The sequence below is a fragment of the Rhodococcus sp. GXMU-t2271 genome, assembly GCF_041414735.1.
GTDB lineage: Bacteria > Actinomycetota > Actinomycetes > Mycobacteriales > Mycobacteriaceae > Rhodococcus > Rhodococcus indonesiensis.
Window position 1 is genome coordinate 91,732 of the sequence record NZ_JAUIZP010000001.1, and the last position, 25,788, is coordinate 117,519.

Sequence of the window (25,788 nt, forward strand, 5' to 3'; positions counted from 1 at the left end):
GCGGCGGTCCTGGCCGCGGCCGGCTGCACCACCGACAACGAGCCACCCGAGTCCACCACCGGCCTCCCGTCGGTCTTCACCGGCTCGCCGGCGCCGCTGACCACCGGCGAGACCCCGGGCGAGCCCGGACACTCACCCGGCGGCAACTTCGTCTCCGCCGGCTTCGCCGACCCCGACGGTGATCCGGCGGCTCGGTGGCCTTCGACGTGTCCTTCGACGTCTGGACCCCCGGCGAACCGCCGCCGCCCCGCCCCACCGTCAACTGAAACCACCCACCCGCGGGCGGTCTCACTGCTTCTGCGACCGGCGCCCGTCCGACGACTGCCGATCGACCTCCCCACCGCGGCGGCGCACCATCACCCATTGGCTCGCGAAGACGACTGCGGCCACCACCGCGGTGACGACCACCGTGAACAGATCCGTGCGCACCTTCATGATCACGAAGGGCACGAGCACGAGCACATCGAGCGCGATCGCCACCGCCGGGACCCAGATTGCGAATTCCACCTCGTCGCGCAGACGACGGACCATGCCCCAGTGAATGGCGATGTCCATCGACAGGTACAGCATCGCCCCGAGCGACGCGATCTGACTCAGATCGAACACCGTCGCCGTCACCAGCGCCAACGCTGCCGTGATCAGCAGCGACTGCCGATTCACCGACCCCGGCAACCCTGGCACCTGGCCCATCTGTCGCAACATGTCGTACAGCCGGGACACGGAGAACAGGCTCGCCACCAAGCCGGACAACGTCGCAACCACCGCCACCGCCACTGTCAGCCACACACCCCAGGACCCGAACAGCGGCTCGGCAGCCTCGGCCAGTGCGTAGTCGCGGGCGGCGACGATCTCCGGCACCGACAGGCTCCCGGTGACCGCGACGGTCAGCAGGAGGTAGAGCACCGTGCACAGCGCGATCGCGATCACGATCGAGCGCGCGATGTTGCGCCGGGGATCGCGTAGATCGTCACCCTGATTGGTGATCGTGGTGAAGCCTTTGTACGCCAGGATGCATAGGGCGATACCGGCCAGGAAGCCGAGCAATCCACCCTCCGGCGGCGTCGCATCCGCACCCCCGGTGACCAGCCGCGAGAATGCCGACACGCCGGTGGCGGCAATCCCGGCCACCGCCAGTGCCCCGATGCCGACGATCTTGATTGCGGCGGTCGCCGTCGCCGATCCTTCCACCCATCGGTTGCCGACCATGTTGACCACCGTCGCGGCGACGATTGCCACCACCGCCAGGACCGGCACCCACACGGCTGAGCCCTGCATCCCGAACGGGCGCAGCAGGTACGTGCCGAAGGTCCGGGCCAGCAGGCTCTCGGCCAGGATCATCGACACGTACATGAACAACGAGAACGATCCGGCCACCACACCGGGGCCGTACGCGGCTTTCAGGATCATCGCGATCCCACCCGAGGACGGATTGGTGCTCGAATACCGCACATACGAGTAGGCACTGAACGTCACCACCAGCGCACCCGCGACGAACGCCCACGGCACCCAGGACCCGGCCAGCTCCGCCACCTGTCCGATCAGCGCGAAGATGCCCGCGCCGATCATCACCCCGGTCCCCAGCGCGACCGATCCGGTCAGCGACAACTTCTTCTTCTGCTCGGTGTCCGACAGCATCTGCTCCACCTCGTCTCATGTCCACAGCCGTCACCGTGGACTCGGAGCGACCGGTGCGCGAGCCCGACACCGAACCGCCGTCGCACACATCGGCGCACGCTCCGGGAACCGAGCGTGCGACGGCAACTCCACGGAAAACTGCACGGCTGGATTACCCTCGGTCTGCCCGTCGAACACCTCGACGGACCTTCCTGTCCACAGCTGTCCGGACGCCCGGTCGGACCGGTCCGTCGGATCGAAAGGGGAAACTGTGCCCCGCAGCGTCCTCGTCGTCGACGACGAACCTCACATCCGTCGTGTGCTGCGCGGCTATCTGGAGGCGGACGGCTACGACGTCATCGAAGCTGCTACGGGCTCGCAAGCGTTGACATCGGTACAGTCCCGCCGTCCAGACCTGGTGTTGCTCGACATCCGCCTTCCCGACCTCGACGGCCTCGAAGTGCTGCGTAGGATCCGCGGCTTCTCCGATGTGTACGTCGTGCTGGTCACCGCACGTGCCGAGGAGGTCGACAAGCTGGTGGGACTGGCGGTCGGCGCCGACGACTACATCACCAAACCGTTCGCGCCTCGCGAGGTCGCCGCCCGCGTCCGTGCCGTCCTGCGCCGCGCCCGGGGCGCCGACGGGGCGCCCTCCCGGGTAGTGGCCCCCGGTCTGACCATCGACCCCGAGACCCGGGAGGTGACGGTCGACAGCAGCCCCGTGGAGCTGTCTGCGCTCGAGTTCGATCTGCTCCTGGCCCTGACACAGGCTCCGGGCCGGGTGTACTCGCGACGGCAACTGCTCGAAAAGGTTTGGGGCGGCGACTTCTTCGGCGACGAACGGGTCGTGGACGTGCACATCCGCAGCATCCGCCGGGCGCTCGGCGACGACGCCACCGCCCCCCGTTTCATCGGGACCGTCCGCGGGGTCGGCTACAAGTTCGTGGCCACGGGCGAGGTCGACCGGTGAACCGCGGTCTCCGGCTCCCGGCGCCGAGCCTGACGATGCGACTGTTCGTCTCTCACGTGCTGGTGGCAGTGGTCGGAGCGCTCGTCACCTTCGCCGTCGTCCGTGCCGCGGCACCGGCGTTGTTCGACGAGCGCGCGACCGGCCCCGGCAACGGCCGCAACCGCGCAAACGCGTCGTCTCCGTTGCGTGAGATCGTGTCCGATGCCGTGACGACGTCATTGCTGCTCGGGGTGCTCGCCGGAGTGGTCACGGCCGCGGCACTGGGCCTGTTGGCGTCCCGCCGCCTGCTGCGGTCACTGCGTGCGGTGCGGTCGGGAACCCGGGCGATCGCCACCGGTGACTACCGGCACCGTATCCCGGTGCCACCGGAGGCCGAACTCGCCGCGGTCGCCGGCGACGTCAACGATCTCGCTGTTCGACTCGCCGACACGGAAGCCCGTCGAGTCCAACTGCTGTCGGAGGTGGCGCACGAGATGCGCACCCCGCTGACCGTGATCGACGGCTACGCCGAGGGTGTCCTCGACGGTGTATTCGCGCCGGCAGAGCTGGTCCGGATCGAAGCCGAGGTGGGCCGGCTGCGCAGGCTCGCCGACGATCTGTCCACCCTGTCCCGGGCGGAGGAGGGTCGGCTGGACCTGCATCCGGTCGAGGTCGACCTGTACGAGCTGGTCGCCCAGGTCGCGAGCCGACTGCGTCCGCAGTTCGACGACGCCGGCCTGACCGTGACCGTGCTCCCGCCGTCCCGCCCGGTCGTGGTGTGGGCAGACGCCGACCGGATCACGCAGGTGCTGACCAATCTGCTCGGCAACGCTCTGGCCGCCACGGAGACCGGCGGGGTGAGCATCGACGTCACCCCCGGTCGAGACGTCGCCACAGTGACCGTCACCGATACCGGCGAGGGACTCGAGCCTGACGATGTGGAACGGATCTTCGAGCGGTTCTACCGTGTTCCGTCCCGGCGCCGGCATGAGCACGATCCAGGTTCCGGCATCGGTCTGACCATCAGCCGGGGAATCGCCCGCGCCCACGGCGGTGACCTGTCCGCCGAGTCGCCCGGCCGCGGCCACGGATCACGGTTCACGCTTCGATTGCCTACGCGACGCGACCATCCGGTCGGACGCTGACGCTGGGCGTCCGAGTAGGCCGGCCCGCATGCCGCAGGTTCCGGGTGCACCGACGGCCTGCGCTTCGGCAGCGAGCCGGCTGCCCGGCTACTCCGAGTGCTGCGGCCCCCGGCCGTGTCCCTGTCCCTGTCCCTGTCCCTGTCCGTGATTCTGCTTCTGTCCCTGTCCCTGTCCCTGCCCGCCGGGCAGTTCCTCGCCGGCCTGGGCAGCGCGGAACGCCTGTAGGTGATGCTCGGAACCGGTGCGCAGGTTGCCGTACACGCGGTCGATCGCGTCTTCGTCACTGACCTCGATCGCAGTGGACAGTCCATCGACATCGGCAGCCTCGAGCTCGGCCCCGACCGCGTACGCCTCCTCGACGGAGGTCGAACCCCGGGCCAGCCAACCGTCGTAGGCGTCCTGCAGCTGCGGGTCTGCGTAGGCTCCCACCGCAAGCCCGGCCGACGGATCGCTCACACCGTACCGGCCGAGCAGACCGCCGACGGCATCGTAGTGACGCTGTTCACTGACGGAGATGCGCTCGAAGATCTGCACCCCCCACTTCTGCGCGAACTGCTGGTACAGATCTCGTGCCAGCCGTTCCTCCTCCCGCATCGCCACCAGATCGGACTGCTCCTGGGTGGACAGCACACTGCCACTCGTATTGCCTTCGGGTGCTTGGGCTGTCGCAACGGCCGTTCCGAATCCGGCGATTCCGATCGCCGCTCCTGCCGCGAGTGCGGCCACAGTCCTACGCCGTGTGTTCATCACCGGCACCACCTTTCTCTCCACACCGAGTCAACGCACCGTCGGTGAAGAGTTCCCGTTCCGAAATGTGAAGCTTGTGTGAGAGCACCCGACGCGCCTCCTCGCGGCAGCCTCGGATCCGGGCACAGGCCACGAGCTCGACTGCCAACGCTGCGGCGTCACAGGACGCCGATCCTCGGGGGCGAACTACGGGCTTTCGGCCCTTGAGGGCCGGTGTGGGGATTCGTAGCGTCGGAGTCGGGCATCGTGACGAGGAGGCTGACGATGACAAAGACGACTGCGACCCCCATCCCTGCCGGCATCGAGTCGCCCGACGCGGTTCGCACCCGGTTGGGGACCTTGCGATTCTTCGACGGCTTTCCGGACGATGCGACGGTCCGGACGTTGTTCGACAATTTGGACTCCCAGCGCGCCGTCCAGGCGTACCTGCTGGCGCTGCCCGCGCTGAACATGATGGCGATGCGCAGGGCGCTCCTGGAGCAGGGGCCGGTGAACTCGACGGCGTACGTCTTCGAAGACCTGATGCATCCGTGCACCGTCTGGCTCACGGCGAACACGAGCACCTCCTACACCGCCATCTGGATCGACCTGCACGACGGTCCGCTCGTGATCGAGGCGCCGCCCGGTGTGCTGGGCGCGATCGACGACAGCTGGGGGCGTTGGGTGGCCGACGTCGGCCTGTCCGGACCCGACAAGGGCGAGGGCGGCGCCTACCTGCTGCTGCCTCCGGGCTACGACGGTGAGGTTCCCGACGGCTACTTCGTGGTGCGTACCAAGGGCTTCGGCATGGCGATGTTCGTTCGCGGCTTCCTCGACGAGCACGGCGATCCCCATCCCGCCGTCGAGGTCATCAAGGACAAGACCCGGGCCTATCCCCTCGCGCTCGCCGACCGTCCACCGTCCATGCGGTTCGTGAACGTGTCGCCGGAACCGATGGTCGGCGTCCCGCCCGCCGACTTCCGGGCGTGGGAAATGCTCGACGAGGTGGTGCAGTCCGAACCGCCCGAATCGTCCGATCCGCTCACCCTGGGATTCTTCGCCTCGATCGGCATCCGGCGCGGCAGGCCGTTCGACCCGGCCGAGCGCATGCGGGCGATTCTGACCGAGGCAGCCGCGGTGGGTGACGCCACCGGTCGCGCCCTCACCTACCGGTTCCGGCAGCCGGAGGCCTACCGCTACCCGGGCAGCACCTGGCGCGCATTCTTCCTCGGTGGCCATCGGTTCGAAGAAGACGGGGTCGCCCTGCTCGACGCTGCCGTGCAGTTCAACTTCTCGGTCACCGGCGTGAGTCCGGCAGAGGACGTCGAGAAGATCGGCGCCGGGTCCCAATACGTCGTTGCCTGCGTCGACACCGACGGCAACCCGTTCGACGGCGGCCGGACCTACCGGCTCCGCGTTCCCGCCGATGTTCCGGCCGCCAATTTCTGGTCCGTCCTCGTCTACGACACCCAGACCCGGTCGATGCTGCAGACCGGGCAGGAGTGGCCGTCGGTGACGAGCCAGGACCGGGATTTCACCCCGAACGACGACGGCTCCGTCGACATCCACTTCGGCCCCGAGCCACCCGAGGGCGGCCACAACTGGATCCAGACCGTGCCCGGCAAGAGCTGGTGGGCCATGTTCCGGTTGTACGGTCCTCTCGAACCGTGGTTCGACAGGACGTGGCGGCTACCGGACATCGAGCCGGTGTGACGTCAGATCTCGCGCCAGGCTTCCTCGGCCATGTCGTGACCGTGCGCGGCCATGAGCATCAGCCCGCCGTCGACGGGAATCGAGCCGCCCGTGAGGTACGACGAGCGTGGCGATGCGAGAAATGCGATGGCCGAGGCGACTTCGTGGACGTGCCCGGGCCGGCCGACCGGATTGCCGGGACGGTCCTCGTGGTACGCCTGTGACTCGTCCATGCCCGTCATCGGGGTCGAGATCTCGCCGGGCGCAATCGCATTGACGAGGATCCCGTGCCGGCTCAACTCGAGCGCGAGGCACTTGGTGAGCATGCCCAGGCCGGCCTTGGCGCTGCAGTAGGCGGCGGCCCCGAGTCGGGGGATGTGCTCGTGCACGCTCGTGACGTTGATGATCCGGCCCCCGCGGCCACCGGCGATCATCCGGCGAGCCGCGCGCTGAGCGCACAGGAACGGGCCGTCGAGGTCGGTCGCGAGCACCTCGCGCCACGTCTCGTAGCCGAGGTCGAGAACTCGGTCCATGTGCCCGGTTCCGGCGTTGTTGACCAGAACACCCAGACCGCCGAGCTTCTCGGCGAGCGTGTCGACGACGTCGGCGGTGTCCGGGCTGGTCAGATCCTGGCGGACGACGAAACAGCGCTGGCCGCGCTCCTCGATCCCGTCCCGGGTGCTGCGGGCGCCGGCTTCGTCGGTGTGGAACGTGATGCCCACGTCGAATCCTTCCGAGGCCAGCGTCTCGGCCGTGGCCTTGCCGATTCCCGAATCGGCACCGGTGACGATCGCGAGCCGCTCGTGTGCAGGAATGCTCATGTCCGGCGAGTACCCAGTCGTCGGCCGCTGACACGCCGTCGGTGGTCGCGGGTGGTCGTCTCGAGTACCCTCACGCCTGGGGAGCACAGGAGGCACACATGACCACCTTTGCCGTGACCGACACCGGCGACGGGCTGGACGTCACCCTGAACGGCACGACCCACCGTCTCGACGTGGAAGACGCGAGCCGGCTGGCGCACCGGATCCTCGACGTCGTCCACGCCGCTTACCCCGAGCGCACGGGCCGAGGGCTGGAATCCTGGCCCACGGAGCGTGTGGAGGAGTTCGTCGCCGACCTCGAACGGACCGTGAACCCGGACCGGCCCGGGCACATCCTCAGGGCCGCCCGGGTAGAGCTGGATCGCCGTCGGGGCGACGTCCGGTGATCAGGAAGACGACCCGTTCGGCCACGTCCACGGCCTGGTCTCCGAAGCGTTCGTAGAAGCGAGCCACCAGGGCGAGGTCGACGGCGGGGGTCACGCCGTGCGTCCAGGCCGGATCCCGCAGGGTCCCGAGGACGCGGGCGTGGACGAGGTCGAGTTCCGCGTCGGTGCTCCGGATCTGTGCGGCCAGCTCCAGCTTCGGCTCACGGAAGGCATCGCACAGGGCGCGGACCATCGTGGCCGTGAGTTCGCCCATCCGGGTGATGTCGCCCCGGACCTGATCGGGGACGAGCTCGCCGGGGGTGCGACGCCGGGCTGCGCGCGCGATGTGCAGGGCGAGCTGGCCCATACGCGCCAGATCGCTGCTCATGCGCACCGCGGAGAACACGAACCGCAGATCCCCGGCGACCGGATGCTGCAACGCCAGGATCGCCACGGCCCGCTCGCTGCACTCGGTGTGCAAGGTGTCGATGTCCTCGCCGAGATCGAGCGCTTCCTCGGCTGCTGCGACGTCGCCGTCGAGCAACGCACGTGTCGACAGCTCCAGCGCCCTCGCGGCGAGTTCGGCGAGGCCCTGGAGCTGACCGGTGAGGTCGCGTAATTGTTGATCGAACGTTGCCCTCATGTGTACCGATCCACTGCGCTGTCCTCCGTTGCCGTCAGGAAGGCATACCCGGAGATGACCTCCGGTATACCCCCATCGACGAGTTTCCCCCGCAATACCCGGCCGCGGCACACACAGTCCGGCAATCCCCGCAATACGGTCCGACCGGACGGCCGAGGTTTCGTTGCGACCCGACGGGGATAGCCAGTTCACGATGACTGAGAACATTTTCGTACCTGGACTGACCGATCTGCAGCGCGGAGAGCTCGGCACCATCGAGATTCCCGAAGGCTTCACTCTCCACGGATTGCTCGACTACGAGTCGCTGGTCTCCGCCGAGAGCTTCGACTTCGACACATTGCTCGAGAGAGCGGACAAGGAGCTCGATTCGTTCGAGGGCAGTGTCGACGCGATCATCGCCCACTGGGACTTTCCGACCAGCGTGCTCGTGCCTGTTCTCGCGGCCGCACGCGGCCTGCCGTCGCCGAGCCTGGAGAGTGTGATCCGCAGTGAACACAAGCTGTGGAGCCGCATCCTGCAGCGTGAGGTCGTGCCCGAGTGTGTGCCGGCTTTCGACGCGTTCGATCCCTTCGATCCGGAGGCACTCGACAAGATCGACATCCCGTTCCCGTTCTGGGTCAAGCCGATCAAGGCGCACTCGTCTCAGCTGGGCTTCGAAGTGTCGAACGCCGAGGAGTTCGCCTCCGCGACCGCACGCATCCGAGAGGAGATCGGCCGCATCGCGAGTCCCTTCGACCAGGCGCTGACTCACGTGGACATCCCGGTGGAGGCGCGCGCCGCGGGCGCTCGCACCTGCCTGGCCGAACAGATCGTCACCGGCACGCAGGCAGCGCCCGAAGGGTCGATCTTCCAGGGAGAGTTCGGAGTGCACGGCGTGTTCGACATGCGCAAGGACGAGTCCGGCCACAGCTTCGATCACCTCGACTACCCCGCGCGCACCGTCCCGCCCGAGGTGCAGCAGCAGATGATCGACGTCACCGAGCGTTATCTGCGGCACACCGGCTACGACAACGGTTGCTTCAACTCCGAATTCATCTGGGACGCCGAGACGGGCAAGCTGTGGCTCATCGAGGTGAACACCCGCATCTCGCAGTCGCACAGCGACCTGTTCGCGAAGGTGGACGGAGCGTCCAATCACGCGGTGGCGATCGACGTCGCTCTCGGCCGCCGGCCGCGGATGCCGCAGCGGAAGGGCGAATTCGCGGTGGCGGCCCAGTGCATGGTGCCCCGCTACGACGACGGCATCGTCACCCGCGTCCCGAGTGAGAGTGAGATCGCCGCGCTGCAGGCACGTTTCCCCGGTACGGTCGTGCGGATCGACGTACAGCCCGGCTCCCGGCTGTCCGACCTACCCAACCAGGACGCCTACCGGTACAAGCTCGCCACTCTCTACCTCGGCGCTTCCGGTCATGACGAACTGGAGCAGCGTTATCGCGACTGCCTCGAGGCACTGCCCTTCGAATTCGAGGAGGCCGCCTAGTGCACACGGTCGAGTCGTTCCCGTACGAGGTGCGAGACGTCGAGAACGTGTTCGTTCCCATGCGCGACGGCGCGCGCCTGGCCGCCCGGATGTGGCGCCCGGTCACCGACGAACCGGTCCCGGCGGTGCTCGAGTACATCCCGTATCGGAAGCGGGACCTGACCCGGGCGCGGGATGCTCTCAACCACCCCTATCTCGCCGGGCACGGCTACGTGTCCGTGCGTGTGGACATGCGCGGCAGCGGAGACTCCGACGGGGTACTCGCCGACGAGTATCTGGCCGCCGAACACGACGACGCCTGCGATGTCATCGCATGGCTCGCCGAACAGCCCTGGTGCGACGGCAATGTCGGCATGATGGGTATCTCGTGGGGCGGGTTCAACAGTCTGCAGGTGGCCGCCCGCCGCCCGCCGGCGCTCAAGGCGATCGTCAGCGCCTCCGCCACCGAGGATCTGTACGTCGACAACATGCACTACATGGGCGGATGCCTGCTCTCGGACAATCTGTCCGAGGCGACGGTGATGTTCGCGTTCAACAGCCTGCCCCCGGATCCGGCGATCGTCGGTGACCGGTGGCGGGAGATGTGGCACGAGCGCCTGTCCGGCAGCGGATTGTGGATCGAGAAGTGGCTCGAGCATCAGCACCGCGACGACTACTGGAAGCGGGCGTCGGTGAACGAGAACTACGGGGACGTGGAGTGTCCGGTGCTCGCGGTCGGCGGCTGGGCGGACGGCTACACCAACGCGATCTTCCGGCTGCTCGAACATCTGCACGTTCCGCGTCTCGGTCTGATCGGCCCGTGGGGGCACAGGTATCCGCACCTGGGCGTGCCCGGGCCGGCGATCGGGTTCCTGCAGGAACTCGTCCGCTGGTGGGACCACTGGCTCAAGGGCCGCGACACCGGAATCATGGACGAGCCGGTGTTGCGGGCCTGGATGCAGGACAGCATCCCGCCGCAGCCGACGTACGCGGACCGGCCCGGTCGCTGGGTGTCGGAACCGTGCTGGCCGTCCCCGAACATCGAGGACCTGCGTTACACTCTGACGCGGCATTCGTTGTCCGACAAGCCTGCTGAGGAAGCCGACCACCACCGGATCCGGCTGCAGTCGCCGCTCAGTGTGGGCATGTTCGCCGGCAAGTGGGCCTCGTATGCCGCGACACCGGACCTGCCGGGCGATCAGCGGGAGGACGACGGCGGTTCGCTGGTGTTCGAGACCGAACCGCTCGACGACACTTTCGAGGTGTTCGGGCTGCCGACGCTCGAGTTGGACGTGTCGGCGGACCGACCCAATGCGATGGTGGCGGCGCGTCTGTCGGATGTGGCGCCGGACGGCGAGGCCACCCGCGTCACCTACGGCCTGCTGAATCTCACCCACCGCGACGGCAGCGGCGACCCGCAACCCCTCGACCCGGGCCGGACGTACCGTGTGCGGGTGCCGCTCAACGGAATGGCCCACTCGTTCCCCGCCGGCCATCGCATCCGGTTGTCCGTGTCCTCGTCGTACTGGCCGCTGGCGTGGCCGTCGCCGGAACCTGTGATGCTGACGGTGAATACGGGAACCAGCACCCTGACGCTTCCCCACCGCCCACAGCGTCCCGGGGACGACGAGAGACTACGTGCGTTCGGTCCCCCCGAGGCTGCTCCGGAGGCACCCGCGACGCACCTGGAACCGGGCCGGCACCACTGGAAGGTCGAACGCGACCTGGCGACCGGGGTCTCCACCCTCGAGATCGAGAACGATCAGGGCACGATCCTGCTCGACGACGTCGGCACGACGGTCCGCCGCGCCACCACCGAGTGGTTCAGCTTCCGAGGCAACGACGTCGATTCCGTGCGGGGCGAGACGAGGACCGTGCGCCGCCTCGAACGCGGCGACTGGCGCACCGAGATCACGACGAACACGGTGCTGCGGTGCACAGCAGACGAATTCGTCATCGACGCCCGCCTGGACGCGTTCGAATTGGGGAACCCGGACGTCGACCCGCGGCCGGTGGAGAATCGAGTCCATTCGCAGAACTGGCACCGCCGCATTCCGCGGAACCTCGTCTGACCGCCGTCAGTTGGCTGCTTCCTGCTCGCGTTGCCGGCGCAGCCGCTGTGCCGCCGCGTGCGCGCCCTCCCGCTCGAGGGCCCGGAGCATCGTCTCCACCTTCTCCGCGGGGGCACGCGGTGGCAGCAGCGGGGTGCCCGGGTCGACGACCGCCTGGATCAGCACCGGGCGATCGGCGCTCAGGGCGGTACGCCACGCCTCGTCGACGTCATCGGGCCGATCGATCCGGATGCCCTCGAGACCGAGCAGGCGGGCGTAGTCGGCGTAGGGGAAGGGCGGGACGGTCTGCGAGGAGGGGATGCGGGCATCGCCCTCCATTTCCCGCTGCTCCCAGGACACCTCGGTGAGATCTCCGTTGTCGAGGACGAGGACGGCGAAGCGGGGATCGGCCCAGTCGCGCCAGCGGTGGGCGAGAGTGATCAGCTCCGAGATGCCGTTCATCTGCATGGCGCCGTCCCCGGCCAGCGCGACCACCGGGCGGTCCGGGTGGGCGAGCTTGGCGGCCAGGCCGTACGGCATCGCCGATCCCATCGAGGCGAGGGTGCTCGACAGGTGTGCCGGCACTCCCGGTGGCAGTCGCAGGAACCGGGCGTACCAGTACACGACCGAACCGACGTCCACCGCCACCTGGGCGTCCGGGGGGAGGTGGTCGGACAGGGCCGCGACGACCGCCTGCGGATCGAGCCCGTCCGCGGGCTCCGTGCATCGTGCGGCGGCGATCCGCCGCCAGTTCCGGACCATCTGCTCGACGTCGCGGCGCCACGGGCGGTCGGTCCGGTGCAGCCGTGGCAACAGGGCGCGCAGGGTTTCGCGGGCGTCCCCGGCGAGGGGCACCTCCACGGGATACTTGGCGCCGAGGTTGCGGGCGTCGATGTCGATCTGCACGGCACGCGCCTGGCCCGGAGCGGGATAGAACTCCGTCCACGGGTCGTTGCTGCCCACGATCAGCAGGGTGTCGCAACCGGTCGTCAGGTCCGCCGCGGCGGTGGTGCCGAGATGCCCCATGACACCGCAGGCCCAGTCCCGGGACTCGTCGATGACGGGCTTGCCGAGCAGCGACGTCGTCACACCCGCGCCGAGCAGCTCCGCGAGTTCGTCGACCTCCCGGGCCGCACCGTGGGCGCCCTGGCCGACGAGCAGCGCGATCCGCTGCCCGGAGTTCAGCAGGTCGGCGGCCCGGTCGAGGTCCGCGTCGGTGGGCAGGACCTGTGGGACCGCGACCGTCGCGGCGCTGGGAACCACGCCGTGGGTGTGCTCCTCCTCGGCGACGCCCGCCTGCTGCACGTCGTGCGGGACGATCACGCACGTCGGGCTCGACGTCGCCCGCGCGGTGCGGAATGCGTTGTCGAGTACCGCGTCGAGTTGTTCGGGGGTGTCGAGGGTCTGCACGTACTGGGCGCACACGTCCTTGAACAGCGTGGGCAGCGCGACTTCCTGCTGGTAGCCGCTGCCCTGGGCCGTCGTCACTACGTGCCCGACGATCGCCACCACCGGTTTGCCGTCGAGTTTGGCGTCGTACAGGCCGGTCAGCAGATGCACCGCCCCCGGCCCCTGGGTGGCCAGGCACACCCCCACCTCGCCGGTGTACTTGGCGTGGCTGGTTGCCATGAACGCGGCCATCTCCTCGTGCCGGGCCGTGACGAGTTCGATGTGCTCGGACGAGCGGTCGAGCGCGGCCAGGATCGGGTCGATGCCGTCGCCGGCGTAGCCGAAGACGCGGCGCACGCCCCAGGCCCGGAGCCGGTCGACAATCCCGTCGGCGACGTTGGCCATGGTGTTCCTCCCGGTGGCGCCCGCCGTCCGCCGCGGGCATCGTTCGTCGTGTACTCGTTCGTCGCGTACTCGGGGCGGGGTGCCCGGTGGGAGCCGCGTGAAACCTCGCCGTGGGGCGAAAACCTGGCGGGCACACTGATCGCATGAGGTTGCTGCTGCTGGCCGACACCCACGTCCCCGTCCGCGCACGGGACCTGCCGGCGCGGGTGTGGAAGGAGGTCGACCGCGCCGACGTGGTGCTGCACGCCGGGGACTGGGTCGACGTCGCGCTCTTCGACGCCCTGTCCGAGCGGGCGGCCCGGTTGGTCGCGTGCTGGGGTAACAACGACGGTGCCGAGCTGCGAGGCCGGATGCCCGAGACCGCACGCGTGACGCTCGAGGAGGTGCGCTTCACCGTCGTCCACGAGACCGGCGCCTCGGCAGGCCGCGACCGACGGATGTCGGCGGCGTACCCGGACACCGACGTCCTGGTGTTCGGGCACAGCCACATCCCGTGGGACACCACCACGGCGACAGGGCTGCGGCTGCTGAACCCGGGGTCGCCGACGGACCGCCGGCGACAACCGTTCTGCACCTACATGACCGCCACCGTCGCCGGCGGTGCACTGGGCGAGGTCGTACTGCACCGCCTGTGACCGGAAATCGAGCCGAACGACCGGTTCGGGCGTACGGTGGGTGTGCCCCGCTACCGCCCGAGGGAGCTCACATGCCCGCATCCTTCTTCGCGCATCCCCACCAGGCGTTCACGGCAGGCTTCTATCGCGACGAGGATCTCGACTTCGACGTCCGATTCCTGCTCGGGCAGGCCGTGCACGGCGCGGCGGACGTGGGGGAGGTGCTCGCCACCATCGCCCCGATCGGGGAGAAGGACCCCGAGAAGTGGTTCGACGCCTGGGTGGCGCTCGGCAATCGCGTCCGACGGCTCGCCGACGCCTCCGCCGAGACCGGGCACGCGGTCAGTGCCGCAGGCGCATACCTGCGTGCGGCAACGTATTTCGCTACCGCAGTCAACTCCGTCGACGGGCTGGGCGACGACGGCCCGCTGCTGCCGACGTTCCGGCAGCATCGGGCGGCGTGGGACCGGTTCGTCGAGACCACCCCGCACCCGGCCGAACAGGTCGACATTCCCTACGAGGACGGCTTCCTGCCGGGCTACCTGCTGCGTCCGCTCGGTGTGGAGATCGGCGAGCCCCGCCCCACACTGATCCTGAACAACGGCAGCGACGGACCGATCAGCAGCCTGTGGACCGCCGCGGGGGCCGGTGCCCTGGCGCGCGGCTACAACGTGCTGTTCTTCGACGGCCCCGGCCAGCAGTCCATGCTGTTCGAACGCGGCGTGCCGTTCCGCCACGACTGGGAGGCCGTGATCACCCCGATCGTGGACTTCCTCCTCCCGTACCCGGAGGTCGACGAGTCGCGCATCGCGCTCTACGGGATCAGCCAGGGCGGATACTGGGTTCCGCGCGCACTGGCCTTCGAGCACCGGATCGCAGCCGCCGTCGCCGACCCCGGCGTGGTCGACGTGTCCGCATCGTGGCTCGCGCACATGCCGAAGAACATGATCGAACTGCTCGAGAAGGGCGACCGGGAGAAGTTCGACCGGGACATGGCCTTCGGTATGCGGCTGTCGGGCCGGCTCGAACGCACCTGGCGGTTCCGGGCCCGCCCCTACCGCCGGATGGACTCGTACTTCGACACCCTCACCGAGGTGCTGAAGTACCGGCTCGGCGACCTCGCCGGCTCGATCACGACGCCGATGTTGGTCACCGACCCGGAGGACGAGCAGTTCTGGCCCGGCCAGTCCCGCCGGCTCGCCGAGGGGCTGCCGGGGGTGAAGGAACTCGTCGCCTTCACCGCCGCGGAGGGAGCCAACTTCCACTGCCAGCCCCTCGGCCGCGCACTCACCGATCAGCGGATGTTCGACTGGCTGGACATGGTGCTGGTCGACCCGGACCGCGTCCGGGCTCCGGGCGGCGCGTCGTCGCGCGGGGCCGCGGAAGGCTGATCGCGGTGGCAGCCGGCAGGAGCCGGCCCCGCGGCGGTGTCCTGTCCACACCCGCGCGGTCCCCGGGCAGCCGCGACCGCCGTTGCTGTCGCGGCTGACTGCCCGGCGCGCGGCTGCGCTTCCTCCGACCGAATGTCACATTCGGGTCGCGGAACCGACCGGATGTGACATTCGGTCAGGCAGGACGCGCTACCCACAGCCGCAAGCATGCGCTAATCTGTGACTCTACCGTGACCAATCCGTTATCGAACGGACTACTCGAACGTCGAGGACAGCAGTTTGGCCCCGTACGCCCGCCCCGATGGTGACAACCTCAGCGAAACACTCGAACCCGCAGTACCCCGGCGTGGGGCACACCGGCGTGCGCACCGGAGTCGGCCCGCTCGCCGGTTGCTGACCATTCCCCTGGCGATCGGTGCCGTGCTCGCGGCCGGCAGCGCCGCGGCCCAGGCGGCACCCGGGCAGCCCCGGGCCCAGGCCGCCCCCGAGCGGCAGCAGCCGACGGTCGGACTCTCGACGGCGCCGCAGGTGCTGCAATTCCCGGACGCCGGCACCGACCGGTACGTCGACCAGTTGCAGCGTGCCGCCGAGCGGGAGACCGCGCGCCTGGCCGCGGAGGCCGCGGAGCACCAGCGCGAGGCCGAGCGGATCGCACGGGAGGAAGCCGAGCGCATCGCGCGCGAACTCGCGAGCCGCCCGAGCTCCGTCTTCCCGACGATCGGGGCGCTGACCTCCGGCTTCGGCCCCCGCTGGGGAACGGCGCACAACGGCATCGACATCGCCAACGCCATCGGCACGCCGATCAAGTCGGTCACCGACGGGACCGTCATCGAATCCGGCCCCGCCTCCGGCTTCGGACTGTGGGTGCGCATCCAGCAGGACGACGGCACGATCGGCGTCTACGGGCACATCGACCAGTCGCTCGTGTCGGTCGGCCAGCAGGTCCGGGCGGGCGACGTGATCGCCACGATGGGCAACCGCGGCCAGTCCACCGGTCCGCACCTGCACTTCGAGGTGTGGCAGCCGGGCGGCGCCAAGATGGATCCGTTGGCCTGGTTCGGCTCGCGCGGGGTATCCGTACCGCAGTCCTCGCGTTCCTAGTCTCGGACGCCGGTACGCCGCCCCGTCGGGGGGCGCGGCGCACCGGCGTCCGGCTCACCAGATCCGCACGCGCTGCGCGGGGTCGAGATACAACTCGTCGCCGGGGTGCACGTCGAACGCCTCGTAGAAGGCGTCGATGTTGCGCACCACCCCGTTGCACCGGAACTCCGGCGGGGAGTGCGGATCCACGGCGAGCCGGCGCAGCGCCTCCTCGTCACGGACCTTGGTCCGCCACACCTGCGCCCAGCCGAAGAAGACCCGCTGCAGGCCTGTGAGGCCGTCGATCACGGGCGCCTCGGCACCGTCGAGCGCGATCTCGTACGCCTTCAGCGCGATGGACAGCCCGCCGAGATCGCCGATGTTCTCGCCGATGGTGAAGCTGCCGTTGACGCGGTGCCCGGCGAGTCCCTTCGGCTCGAACTCGTCGTACTGCGCGATCAGCGCCGCGGTGCGCTTACCGAACTCGGTGCGATCGTCGTCGGTCCACCAGTTCTCGAGATTGCCGTCGCCGTCGTACTTGGCGCCCTGATCGTCGAAGCCGTGCCCGATCTCGTGCCCGATGACGGCCCCGATCCCGCCGTAGTTGGCGGCGTCGTCGGCGTGCAGATCGAAGAACGGCGGTTGCAGGATCGCGGCGGGGAACACGATCTCGTTCATGCCCGGGTTGTAGTAGGCGTTGACGGTCTGCGGCGTCATGAACCACTCGTCGCGGTCCACCGGACCCCCGAGCTTGGCCAGGTCGCGGTCGTACTCGGCGGCGTAGCCGCTGCGGTAGTTGCCGACCAGATCGTCCGCGGCGACGGTCACCGCCGAGTAGTCGCGCCACTTGTCGGGGTAGCCGATCTTCGGCGTGAACTTCTCCAGCTTGCGCAGCGCCGCCTCACGGGTCTGCGGGCTCATCCATTCGAGGTCGGCGATGCTGCGGCGGTACGCCTCCTGCAGATTGGCGACGAGCTGCTGCATGCGGGCCTTGGCCTCGGCCGGGAAGTGGCGTTCGACATACAGCTTGCCGACGGCCTCGCCGAGCAGGTCCTGGACGAGCGCCACGCCGCGCTTCCATCGGTCGCGGATCTCCTGCGCCCCGGTCAGGGTGCGGCCGTAGAACGCGAAGTTCTCGTCGACCAGCGCCTCGGTGAGGTACGGCGCGCGGGAGTGCAGGACCCGCCAGGTGGCCCAGGCCTTCCAGTCGTCGAGGGGTGCCTCGGCCCACAGGTGCGCGAACGTGTCGAGGAAGCTCGGTTGGCGGACCACGATCTCGGCCCACTGTTCCTCGGTGGCACCGAGTGCGCCGATCCAGCCGCGCCAGTCGAAACCGGGTCGCTCGGACGTCAGCGCCTCGAACGTCACCAGGTTGTAGGACAGGTCGGCGTCGCGCCGTTTGACCACGTCCCAGTGCCCGGCCGCCAGGCGGGTCTCGAGTTCGAGCACCCGCTGCGGGGCGTACCCGATGCCGGCCAGCTCGAACATGCGCCCGATGTGCGCGACGTACTGCGCGCGGATCTCCGCGTGGCCGTCCTCGCGGTAGTACGACTCGTCGGGCAGGCCCAGACCGGACTGCGTCGTGTGCATCAGGTAGCGCGCGGAGTTCTTCGCGTCGGTGTCGACGTAGTGCCCGACGGCACCGCCGATCCCGACGCGCTGCAAGCGGCCGAGCACCGCCGCGAGCGCGTTCCGGTCCGCGGCGTCCGCCACGGCGGCCAGTTCGCCGGCGATCGGGTCCAGGCCCGCCGCCTCCACGGCCCCGGTGTCCATGAAGCTGGCGTACAGGTCGCCGATGCGCTGCGCATCGGTACCCGGCTCGGCCGAGGATGCGGCCGCCTCCTCGATGAGGGTGCGGACGTCGACCTCGGCCTTGTCGAACAGGGTGCGGAACGCGCCGTCGAGGGCACGATCGGCGGGGATCACGTGTTCGGCGAGCCAGCGGCCGTTGACGTGTTCGAACAAATCGTCCTGTGCTCGGGTGCTCTGGTCGAGGTGGGTCAGGTCGATGCCCGAGTGCCGAGCCCGGGGATGCTCCACGATGGTCATGCCGTCCATCCTTACACCGAATCCCGGCACCCGGCACGGGCCTGCGTACGGGTGACGGGCCGTCTCCGCCCGCGACACGCCTCGCTCGAGTTACCGTGACCGAAGCCACACATACACGTGGAAGCGGGGTGGACGAGTGGGTCTGATGGACCCCATCGATGCGGTTCTCATGACGGCAGAGCTGCTGGCGAACCCCATGCACGTCGGAGTGGTCCTGATCCTGAACCCACCCGAGGATGCCGGCTCGCGGTTCGTCGACGACGCCTACCGGGACGCGCTCGGCCGCGCCGACGAGGTGGATCCGGTGCTGCGCCGCCGGGCGCACCGGGGGGTGGACACCGGCGGGTGGTGGGCCTGGCGCGACGTGGACGACATCGACCTGAGCTACCACGTGCGGCGGGCGTCGCTGCCGCCCGGCGCCGGGCGGGACGCGCTGTGGCAGCTGGTGGGGGAGCTGCATGCCGAACCGCTCGACCGCTCCCGCCCGATGTGGGAGGCCCACCTCGTCGACGGCCTCCCCGACGGCCGGTTCGCGCTCTACACCAAGGTCCACCACGCGGTGCTCGACGGGATCGCCGGCCTGCGGATGATCGAGGAGTCGATGTCGCCCGATCCCGATCGCCGGTCGATGTCCCCGTTCTTCGCCACCGGCAGGCGCCCACGGCCCGACGCCGCGCACGGTGGACTTCCGACGCCGCTCGGGCTGGTCCGCTCGGCCCTCGGGGCACTCACCTCCGGTGTGGGTCTGGTTCGCCGGACCGTCGGGGGGCAGGTCGGGGCCACGGTGCAGGGCGTGACCAGCGACACCACCGTCCTGCCGTTCGGGGCGCCACGCACCCGGCTCAACGGTCCGCTCGGAACCGCGCGCGCCTTCGCCGCCGCCGGCTGGCCGAAGTCGCGACTGCGCGCGATCGAGCGCGCTGCGGGCGTGACCGGCAACGATGTCGTCACGGCCATGGTGGCCGGCGCGTTGCGCTCGTGGTTCGGCGAGCACGACGAACTCCCCGGCGACTCCCTGGTGGCGATCTGCCCGGTCTCGGTGCGCGGACGGCAGGACGGCGCGACGGCGGGCAATGCATTCGGAACGGCGGTGTGCACCCTGGGTACCGATCGCACGGACCCGGCCGACCGGCTGCGGTTGATCCACCGCTCGATGCAGGTCGCCAAGGACCGCGTCGCAGCGCTGGGGCCGGTGCCGTCGTTGGTGGTGACGGCACCGAGCATCCTGCCGACCATCCTGGCCCCCATGCTTCCGTTCGACCCGGGGCTTCGGCCCGGGTACAACCTGCCGATCTCCAACGTGCCCGGTCCGCGCACCGAGCTGTACTGGAACGGCGCCCACCTCGAGGAGATGTACCCCGTGTCCATCGTGTACGACGGGATGGCCCTCAACGTCACGGTGTGCTCGTATGCCGACCGGATCGGTTTCGGATATGTGGCCGGTGGGGAAGTAATACCGGATATCGCGACGTTGATACCTCTGACGGAGCGGTCTCTGTCGGAGCTGGAGACTGCGGTAGGAGTGGCGTGATGAGTGCCGAAACGGGAGCAAGGCGGGTGGACGGGGAGCATCCCCGGACCGAGATGATCGTCGACCCCCGCTTCCTGCCGGTCGCCGACCGGTTCTTCAAGATGTTCCGCGACACCCGGAACGGCGGCGGGGCGCTCGCGGCGTACCTCCACGGCGAGCCGGTGCTGGACATCTGGGCGGGCTGGGCGTCCCGGGACAAGCGGTGGACCCACGACACCGTCGCGCTGTCGTTCTCCACGGGCAAGGGCGTCGCGAGCACCGTGCTGCACCGGCTCGCCGAGCGCGGGCTCGTCGACTACGACGAACCCGTCGCGACGTACTGGCCCGAGTTCGGGGCCGCCGGAAAGGAGTCCATCACCGTCCGGGAGCTGATGTCCCACCGCGCCGGTCTGCATCGCGCCCGGGGCCTCGTCCCGGGACGATTCGGGCTGCTCGACTCCGATGCGGTGGCGTCCGCGCTCGCGGCCGCCTCCCCGGATCCGCGGCGGCTCGCCGGCCCCGGCTATCACGCCGTCACCTACGGCAACCTCGTCGCCGAGATCGCCATCCGGGTGACCGGCCTGTCCTTCACCGAACTGGTCGAGCAGGAGATCTCCGGCCCGCTCGGTCTGCGCGAATTCTGGTTCCTCGTGCCGCAGGACGAGCGGCACCGCATCGCCCGGGTCTTCCCCCGGCTGAACCCGACCCCCGCGCCGTGGGCGGTCACCGGCACCGTGCTGTCGCGGCTGCCCGGGTTGCGTGGCGTCGCCGAGGCGGGCATGGCCGAAGGCTTCGACGAGCTGGCCCGCAGCCCTGCCGCGCACGACGCGGTGATGCCGGGCTGGAACGGGGTGTTCACCGCCCGCGCGCTGGCCCGGATGTACGGGGCGCTGGCGAACGGCGGCGAACTCGACGGAGCGCGGCTGCTGAAGGAGGAAACCCTCGAGCAGGTCCTGGAGGTGCAGACCCGGCGCCGTGACTACGTGCTCGGCATCCGTCCCAACTGGCGGCTCGGCTACCACCCGGGCTGGGTCGCGCTGCGCGAGCAGCCGCTGCAGTCGATCGGTCACTTCGGCTTCGGCGGCTCCGGCGCGTTCGCCGATCCGGAGACGGGCTTGTCCATCGCCTTCGTCACCAACCGCCTCGGCAGTGTCACCCCCATCTCGGACATGCGGTTCCCGCGGCTCGGGGCCGCAGGCGTCGTCGTCGCGCGGCAGGCGGCCTGACGGCCTACGCCGGTCCCCTCACCGGTCCTCGCCGGCCTTGACGGCCAGCACCGGCACGGGACAGTCGAGCAGCACCCGCTGAACGGTGCTGCCGAGCAGGAACTTGCCGGTGGCCGAACGGCGCCGGGAGCCGAGAACGAGCATCTCGGCCCCGGTTTCGGCGACGAGGTCGATCAGGGCGCCCGCGACGTTGTGCCCACGACCCGCCGTGTGCAGACGCCAGACCACCTTCGGGGCGCCGCCGTCGGCGAGGACGGACTCGATCCGGGCCCGCAGCGCATCGGTGACGGCGGGCGGAAGGGTCGGCTCGTCGCTGTCCGAGACGTGCAGGACCAGCAGGTCCGTCCTGCGCAGATCCGCCTCGGCGGCGGCCGCGAGGAGCGCGGCCCGGCCTTCGGCGCTGTCGCTGTGCGCAACCGCGATGCTCATCGTGTGTCCTCCCGAATCCGCCCGGCCCGATCACGATAACCGGCGATGTCGCCGGAGATGCCGACATGGGACCGAGCACAATGCGCAAAATGACCATTACGCACTTTCCGGTGACATGGCTCACCGAATGACCGCAAAATTGGCGCAGATCACAAGTTCGGCGAAGGGATGACCGTGCAGCTCTCGAGGTCCCTCCGGTGGATCCTGGGCCTGGTGTGTGTGGGTGCCCTGGTGGTGTCGGCCGGGATCGTGGCGAACCGGAGCGGTTCGGGCGCCGATGCCCGCGCCAAACTGACGCTGATCGCCCCCGCCGCCGCAGGTGGCGGCTGGGACCTCGTCGCACGAGAGTCCCAGCAGGCCCTGCGCACCGACGCCATCGTCAACAACGTGCAGGTCGTCAACATCCCCGGTGCCGCAGGCACGATCGGGCTGTCGCAGCTGACCGAACTCGACGGCAACAGCACCACGATGATGGTGACCGGCACGGTGATGCTCGGCGGAATCACCCGCAACGATTCGCCGGTCGACCTGTCGGATACGACACCCGTCGCCCGTCTCGCCGAGGATTTCGAAGTGATTGTCGTACCTGATGATTCGCCGTTCCGCACGTTGGACGACCTGCTTGCGGCGTGGCGGGCCGACCCGGCCGCGATGCCGATCGGAGGCGGATCCGCCGGCGGCATCGACCACATGGTCGCCGCGCTGCTCGCCCGTGAGGCCGGCATCGACCCCGCTCTTATCCGGTACGCGGCGTATGCGGGCGGCGGTGAACTGACCATCAATCTGCTCTCCACCGCGCCCGGCACCCCCGAGGTCGGGATCAGTGGATACAACGACTTCCGGGACCTGCTCATCGAAGGACGGCTGCGTCCCTTGATGGTCGTCGCCCCCGAGCGGCTCGAGGGGCTCGACGCCCCGACGTCGGCGGAGGCCGGGTTCCCGGCGGTGGACCTGGTGAACTGGCGCGGCTACGTCGCCCCCGCGGGCCTCGACGAGGACGAACAGCAGGAACTGATCGAGATCGTCACGGAGATGACCCGGACGGAACACTGGCAGGACGCCGTGGCACGAAACCGGTGGGAGGAATCCTTCGTCACCGGCGACGAGTTCGGCCGGTTCCTCGAGGAGGAACAGCAGCGGGTGGCCACCATCCTGGAAGATCTGGACCTGGCATGACGACACGACGCCACGACACCGACACCGACACCGACACCGACACCGACACCGAGTCTGCTGCCCCGCCGCGGAGCCGGTGGGCGGGCGCGAGCGCCCTGATCGTTCCGGCCCTGCTGGTCGCGCTCGGCGTGTTCCTGATCTACGGCATCGTCGACATGGAGATCGCCGACGACTCGGAGATATTCGGCCCCAAGGCGTTTCCGGCGATCGCCGCAGGCTGTTGCTTCGTGATCGCGGCGTTGACGGCCGTGAACATCCTGCGCAACCCTGAAGTCCCCGAGCCGCTGTCGGACGAGCACGGGCGTCCCGTCCGCGGGCCGGCCAGCAACTGGCGGGCCGCCGGGATCACGATCGGCTCGTTCGTGGCGTTCGCGGTACTGCTGATCCCGGCAGGATGGATCATCGCCGGTGCCGTGGTGTTCTGGGGCGTGACGGTCGGTCTGGGCAGCACGAGGTACGTGATGAATTTTCTTGTGGGGCTGGCGCTCTCGTCGATCGTGCAGTTGGTCTTCGGTGGATTGCTGGGGTTGACGCTCCCGCCCGGTGTGATGGGACTGTTCTGATGGACTCGGTGATCGGACTGCTCGGGGGCTTCGGCGACGTCCTGACCCCGGTGAATCTGCTGTATGTGCTCGTCGGCGCACTGATCGGCACGGCCGTCGGCGTGCTGCCCGGACTGGGATCGGCGATGGCCGTCGCGCTGCTGCTCCCCGTCACCTTCACCCTCGATCCGCTGGCCGCGCTGGTGATGTTCGCCGGAATCTACTTCGGCGGCCTGTTCGGAGATGCCATCTCCGGGATCCTCATGAACACGCCTGGCAATTCGACCGCCATCGCCGGATCCATCGAAGGCCACCGCATGGCCCGGCTCGGTCGCGCCCCACAGGCGCTGGCGACGTCGGCGATCGGGGCATTCATCGGCGGCATGATCGCCACCGTGCTGGTGGTGTTCTTCGCGCCCACGCTGGCGGAGCTGGCCACGAAGTTCGGGCCGGGTGAGTATTTCGCGCTGGCGCTGTTCGCGTTCATCGCCACCTCGGTGGTGGTGTCGGACTCGGTGCTCAAAGGTATGGCGGCCCTGCTGATCGGTCTCGTGCTGGCCATGATCGGCACCGACCAGGTCAGCGGATCGCAACGCTTCACCTTCGGCAACGTGGCGCTCTTCGACGGAGTGAGCATCGTCGTGATCACGGTGGCGATGCTCGCCGTCGGCGAGGTCATCTACATCGCCTCGCGACTCGGGCGCCCCGACGATCGCAGTCTCGTCCCGTCGAAGGGCCGGCCCTTCCTCACCAAGGCCGAGTTCCGCGACGCGCTCCCGGCCTGGCTGCGCGGCACCGCCTTCGGGGTTCCGTTCGGTGTCGTCCCGGCGGGCGGTGCCGAAGTGCCCACCTTCCTCGCCTACGGTGCCGAACAACGACTGGACCGCCGCCGGGCGACCCCGATGTTCGGGAAGGGCGCCATCCGCGGTGTCGCAGGCCCCGAGGCCGCCGGCAACTCCACCGCAGGCACGGCGATGGGAGCGCTGCTGGCGCTGGGCCTGCCGACGTCGGCGACCGCGGCGATGCTGCTGGCCGCGTTCCAGCAGTACGGGATGCAGCCCGGCCCGCTGCTCTTCACCCGGAACGCCGATCTGGTCTGGGCGCTACTCGCGAGCCTGTTCATCGGGATGATCGTGCTGCTCGTCCTCAACCTGCCGTTCGCCCCGTTGTGGGCGAAACTGCTGGACATCCCGCGCGAGTATCTCTACGCGGGGATCGCGATGTTCGCCTGCTTCGGTGTCTATGCCGCGAGCGCCGCGATCGTCGACGTCGTGTTCATGATCGGGCTCGGGCTGCTCGGCTTCGTCATGCGCCGCTACGGTGTCCCCCTCGCCCCGGTGCTGATCGCGGTGATCCTCGGTCCGCTGGCCGAGTCGTCGTTGCGCGCCGCGATGAACAACTCCCAGAACGATCCGCTCACGCTGGTGAGCACCCCGATCACCATCACGCTCTACAGTCTGCTCGTGGTCGTCATCGCGATCAGCGCATACAACAAGCTGCGCCTGCGCAAGGCGGCAGACCTCTGATCCGTCCGGCCTCGTGCGCCGTCGTCAGGATGCCAGCAGCTGCACGCTCGCCTGGGCCCGGACCAGGACCGTGCCGTCGGGTGCGGTGAGATGCGTGTCGATCGAGGCGAGCCGTCGGCCGGCCCGGGTGACGCGGGCATCGACGAGAAGGTCGGGGCCGGGTGCCGCGGGGGAGCGCAGGTAGTCGAGCGTCAGGTTCAGCAATCGGTACTCCTGTCCGGCAGCGGTGAGGGTCTGCGCCGCGAGTTCGGCGACGGTGCCGGCGACGGAGACCAGGACACCGCCCTGCACGGTGCCCATCGGATTGGCCATCCACTCCGCGGGTAGGACGACCGCGGCGACACGGCCCTTCTCGACGGCGCCGACGCGCAGATCGAGCAGGCCGGCGAGCGGGCCCCGGGCCACGGTTCCGGCGGCGATGCCGAAGACCGTGTCGAGCCCGGTGCGATCGGCGAGTTCCGAAGGGTCCGTCCAGGGTTCGGGGGTGGGCCGGGCCAGACCGGATGCGTCCGCGAACGAGTCGAACACGGCGGGACGATCCACGACCATCGACCGTCCCGTCAGCTGCACCACCAGATCGCCTGCGTCGTCGCAGATCTGCGCGGTGCTCAACGCGGTGGAGTCGTCCACGTGGACGGCGCGGCCGGTGCCGTGCAGATCCCCTCGGGTCGGCATCGGATTCGCGGTCGAGGCGCTGAGCTGGGTCAGGACGGACCGGGTGTCGCGGCCCTGCCCGCGCCACACGAGGTGCGGGGCAGCGCCGAGGACGACGTCGGTGAGCACGCCGACCGACCCGACGGTGGTGCGGCCGCGATGGTCGAGGAATCGGGCGCCCAGCGGCTGGCGGAACGACACCGTGCCCGGCTTCCCGGCCACGGTGTCGATGCCCATGAAGGCGTTGAGACGATCGGTTTCGGGGGCGGTGACGGTCACGGGCGGCATCCTGGGATCGAGCGGAGCGAGGGTTCGCTCGGTTACGGTACCGA

The 25,788-nt window shown here is 69.4% G+C and carries 22 protein-coding genes; 14 read left to right on the forward strand and 8 right to left on the reverse strand.

Features of this window, described 5'->3' with window-relative positions:
• Positions 1–288: 288 nt before the first annotated feature.
• Entirely contained in the window at positions 289–1,635 is a 1,347-nt protein-coding gene (locus tag QYS60_RS00425; RefSeq protein ID WP_371382099.1) for an APC family permease, read from the reverse strand.
• 250 nt (positions 1,636–1,885) lie between these two features.
• Between QYS60_RS00425 and QYS60_RS00430 the strand changes: the two genes are divergently transcribed.
• Both QYS60_RS00430 and QYS60_RS00435 read left to right on the forward strand, forming a co-directional pair.
• Positions 1,886–2,584, forward strand: coding sequence for a response regulator transcription factor (locus tag QYS60_RS00430; RefSeq protein WP_371382100.1), 699 nt, complete (start codon positions 1,886–1,888; stop codon positions 2,582–2,584).
• A complete protein-coding gene (locus QYS60_RS00435; protein WP_371382101.1) occupies positions 2,581–3,708 on the forward strand; it encodes a sensor histidine kinase in 1,128 nt (375 codons plus the stop codon). The genes QYS60_RS00430 and QYS60_RS00435 overlap by 4 nt, the downstream gene beginning before the upstream one ends.
• Before the next feature lie 87 nt (positions 3,709–3,795).
• Here the strand turns inward: QYS60_RS00435 and QYS60_RS00440 are convergent, their stop codons facing one another.
• The gene (locus tag QYS60_RS00440; RefSeq protein ID WP_371382102.1) at positions 3,796–4,338 is read right to left on the reverse strand and encodes a DUF2202 domain-containing protein; all 543 of its coding nucleotides are present in this window, start codon (positions 4,336–4,338) and stop codon (positions 3,796–3,798) included.
• A 381-nt stretch (positions 4,339–4,719) separates the two neighbouring features.
• On the opposite strand from QYS60_RS00440, the gene QYS60_RS00445 reads away from it, so the two are divergent.
• Complete coding sequence (locus QYS60_RS00445; RefSeq protein ID WP_371382103.1) at positions 4,720–6,147, forward strand: DUF1254 domain-containing protein; 1,428 nt, start codon at positions 4,720–4,722, stop codon at positions 6,145–6,147.
• Between the two features lie 2 nt (positions 6,148–6,149).
• Here QYS60_RS00445 and QYS60_RS00450 read toward each other — a convergent pair whose 3' ends face one another.
• Complete coding sequence (locus QYS60_RS00450) at positions 6,150–6,947, reverse strand: SDR family oxidoreductase (RefSeq protein ID WP_289380596.1); 798 nt, start codon at positions 6,945–6,947, stop codon at positions 6,150–6,152.
• Positions 6,948–7,045: 98 nt separating this feature from the next.
• Here QYS60_RS00450 and QYS60_RS00455 point away from each other — a divergent pair, with 98 nt between their 5' ends.
• Positions 7,046–7,333 carry a hypothetical protein gene (locus tag QYS60_RS00455; RefSeq protein ID WP_054372498.1) on the forward strand — a complete coding sequence of 96 codons (288 nt, stop codon included), beginning with the start codon at positions 7,046–7,048 and terminating at the stop codon, positions 7,331–7,333.
• Here QYS60_RS00455 and phoU read toward each other — a convergent pair.
• Complete coding sequence (phoU, locus tag QYS60_RS00460; RefSeq protein ID WP_371382104.1) at positions 7,284–7,955, reverse strand: phosphate signaling complex protein PhoU; 672 nt, start codon at positions 7,953–7,955, stop codon at positions 7,284–7,286. The two genes, QYS60_RS00455 and phoU, sit on opposite strands and share 50 nt — an antisense overlap.
• A 193-nt stretch (positions 7,956–8,148) precedes the next feature.
• On the opposite strand from phoU, the gene QYS60_RS00465 reads away from it, so the two are divergent.
• On the forward strand, positions 8,149–9,435 hold the full coding sequence (locus QYS60_RS00465) for an acetyl-CoA carboxylase biotin carboxylase subunit family protein (RefSeq protein ID WP_371382105.1): 1,287 nt from the start codon (positions 8,149–8,151) through the stop codon (positions 9,433–9,435).
• On the forward strand, positions 9,435–11,486 hold the full coding sequence (locus QYS60_RS00470; RefSeq protein WP_371382106.1) for a CocE/NonD family hydrolase: 2,052 nt from the start codon (positions 9,435–9,437) through the stop codon (positions 11,484–11,486). Before QYS60_RS00465 ends, QYS60_RS00470 begins: the two co-directional genes overlap by 1 nt.
• A 6-nt stretch (positions 11,487–11,492) precedes the next feature.
• On the opposite strand, the gene QYS60_RS00475 is transcribed toward QYS60_RS00470, so the two are convergent.
• Positions 11,493–13,259 carry a thiamine pyrophosphate-requiring protein gene (locus tag QYS60_RS00475; protein ID WP_371382107.1) on the reverse strand — a complete coding sequence of 589 codons (1,767 nt, stop codon included), beginning with the start codon at positions 13,257–13,259 and terminating at the stop codon, positions 11,493–11,495.
• 143 nt (positions 13,260–13,402) lie between these two features.
• Between QYS60_RS00475 and QYS60_RS00480 the strand changes: the two genes are divergently transcribed.
• The 3 genes from QYS60_RS00480 (at position 13,403) to QYS60_RS00490 (ending at position 16,365) form a co-directional block, all read left to right on the forward strand.
• Positions 13,403–13,894, forward strand: a complete 492-nt coding sequence (locus QYS60_RS00480) for a metallophosphoesterase (RefSeq protein WP_289380591.1) — start codon at positions 13,403–13,405, stop codon at positions 13,892–13,894.
• 71 nt (positions 13,895–13,965) lie between these two features.
• Positions 13,966–15,264 carry a S9 family peptidase gene (locus tag QYS60_RS00485; RefSeq protein WP_289380590.1) on the forward strand — a complete coding sequence of 433 codons (1,299 nt, stop codon included), beginning with the start codon at positions 13,966–13,968 and terminating at the stop codon, positions 15,262–15,264.
• A gap of 390 nt (positions 15,265–15,654) precedes the next feature.
• Positions 15,655–16,365, forward strand: coding sequence for a M23 family metallopeptidase (locus QYS60_RS00490; protein ID WP_371382108.1), 711 nt, complete (start codon positions 15,655–15,657; stop codon positions 16,363–16,365).
• 54 nt (positions 16,366–16,419) lie between these two features.
• On the opposite strand, the gene QYS60_RS00495 is transcribed toward QYS60_RS00490, so the two are convergent.
• Entirely contained in the window at positions 16,420–18,393 is a 1,974-nt protein-coding gene (locus QYS60_RS00495) for a M13 family metallopeptidase (protein WP_371382109.1), read from the reverse strand.
• A gap of 136 nt (positions 18,394–18,529) precedes the next feature.
• Here QYS60_RS00495 and QYS60_RS00500 point away from each other — a divergent pair, with 136 nt between their 5' ends.
• Positions 18,530–19,924 carry a wax ester/triacylglycerol synthase family O-acyltransferase gene (locus tag QYS60_RS00500; RefSeq protein WP_371382110.1) on the forward strand — a complete coding sequence of 465 codons (1,395 nt, stop codon included), beginning with the start codon at positions 18,530–18,532 and terminating at the stop codon, positions 19,922–19,924.
• Positions 19,924–21,129, forward strand: a complete 1,206-nt coding sequence (locus QYS60_RS00505) for a serine hydrolase domain-containing protein (protein ID WP_371382111.1) — start codon at positions 19,924–19,926, stop codon at positions 21,127–21,129. The genes QYS60_RS00500 and QYS60_RS00505 overlap by 1 nt, the downstream gene beginning before the upstream one ends.
• An 18-nt stretch (positions 21,130–21,147) precedes the next feature.
• Here the strand turns inward: QYS60_RS00505 and QYS60_RS00510 are convergent, their stop codons facing one another.
• A complete protein-coding gene (locus tag QYS60_RS00510; protein ID WP_371382112.1) occupies positions 21,148–21,558 on the reverse strand; it encodes a universal stress protein in 411 nt (136 codons plus the stop codon).
• A gap of 168 nt (positions 21,559–21,726) precedes the next feature.
• On the opposite strand from QYS60_RS00510, the gene QYS60_RS00515 reads away from it, so the two are divergent.
• From QYS60_RS00515 to QYS60_RS00525, 3 genes are read left to right on the forward strand one after another with little or no spacing between them, the layout of a single operon-like run.
• Entirely contained in the window at positions 21,727–22,734 is a 1,008-nt protein-coding gene (locus QYS60_RS00515) for a Bug family tripartite tricarboxylate transporter substrate binding protein (RefSeq protein WP_371382113.1), read from the forward strand.
• Positions 22,731–23,297, forward strand: coding sequence for a tripartite tricarboxylate transporter TctB family protein (locus QYS60_RS00520; RefSeq protein WP_371382114.1), 567 nt, complete (start codon positions 22,731–22,733; stop codon positions 23,295–23,297). Before QYS60_RS00515 ends, QYS60_RS00520 begins: the two co-directional genes overlap by 4 nt.
• The gene (locus tag QYS60_RS00525) at positions 23,297–24,802 is read left to right on the forward strand and encodes a tripartite tricarboxylate transporter permease (protein WP_003938206.1); all 1,506 of its coding nucleotides are present in this window, start codon (positions 23,297–23,299) and stop codon (positions 24,800–24,802) included. Before QYS60_RS00520 ends, QYS60_RS00525 begins: the two co-directional genes overlap by 1 nt.
• 24 nt (positions 24,803–24,826) lie before the next feature.
• On the opposite strand, the gene QYS60_RS00530 is transcribed toward QYS60_RS00525, so the two are convergent.
• A complete protein-coding gene (locus QYS60_RS00530; protein ID WP_371382115.1) occupies positions 24,827–25,735 on the reverse strand; it encodes a hotdog fold thioesterase in 909 nt (302 codons plus the stop codon).
• Between the last annotated feature and the right edge of the window lie 53 nt (positions 25,736–25,788).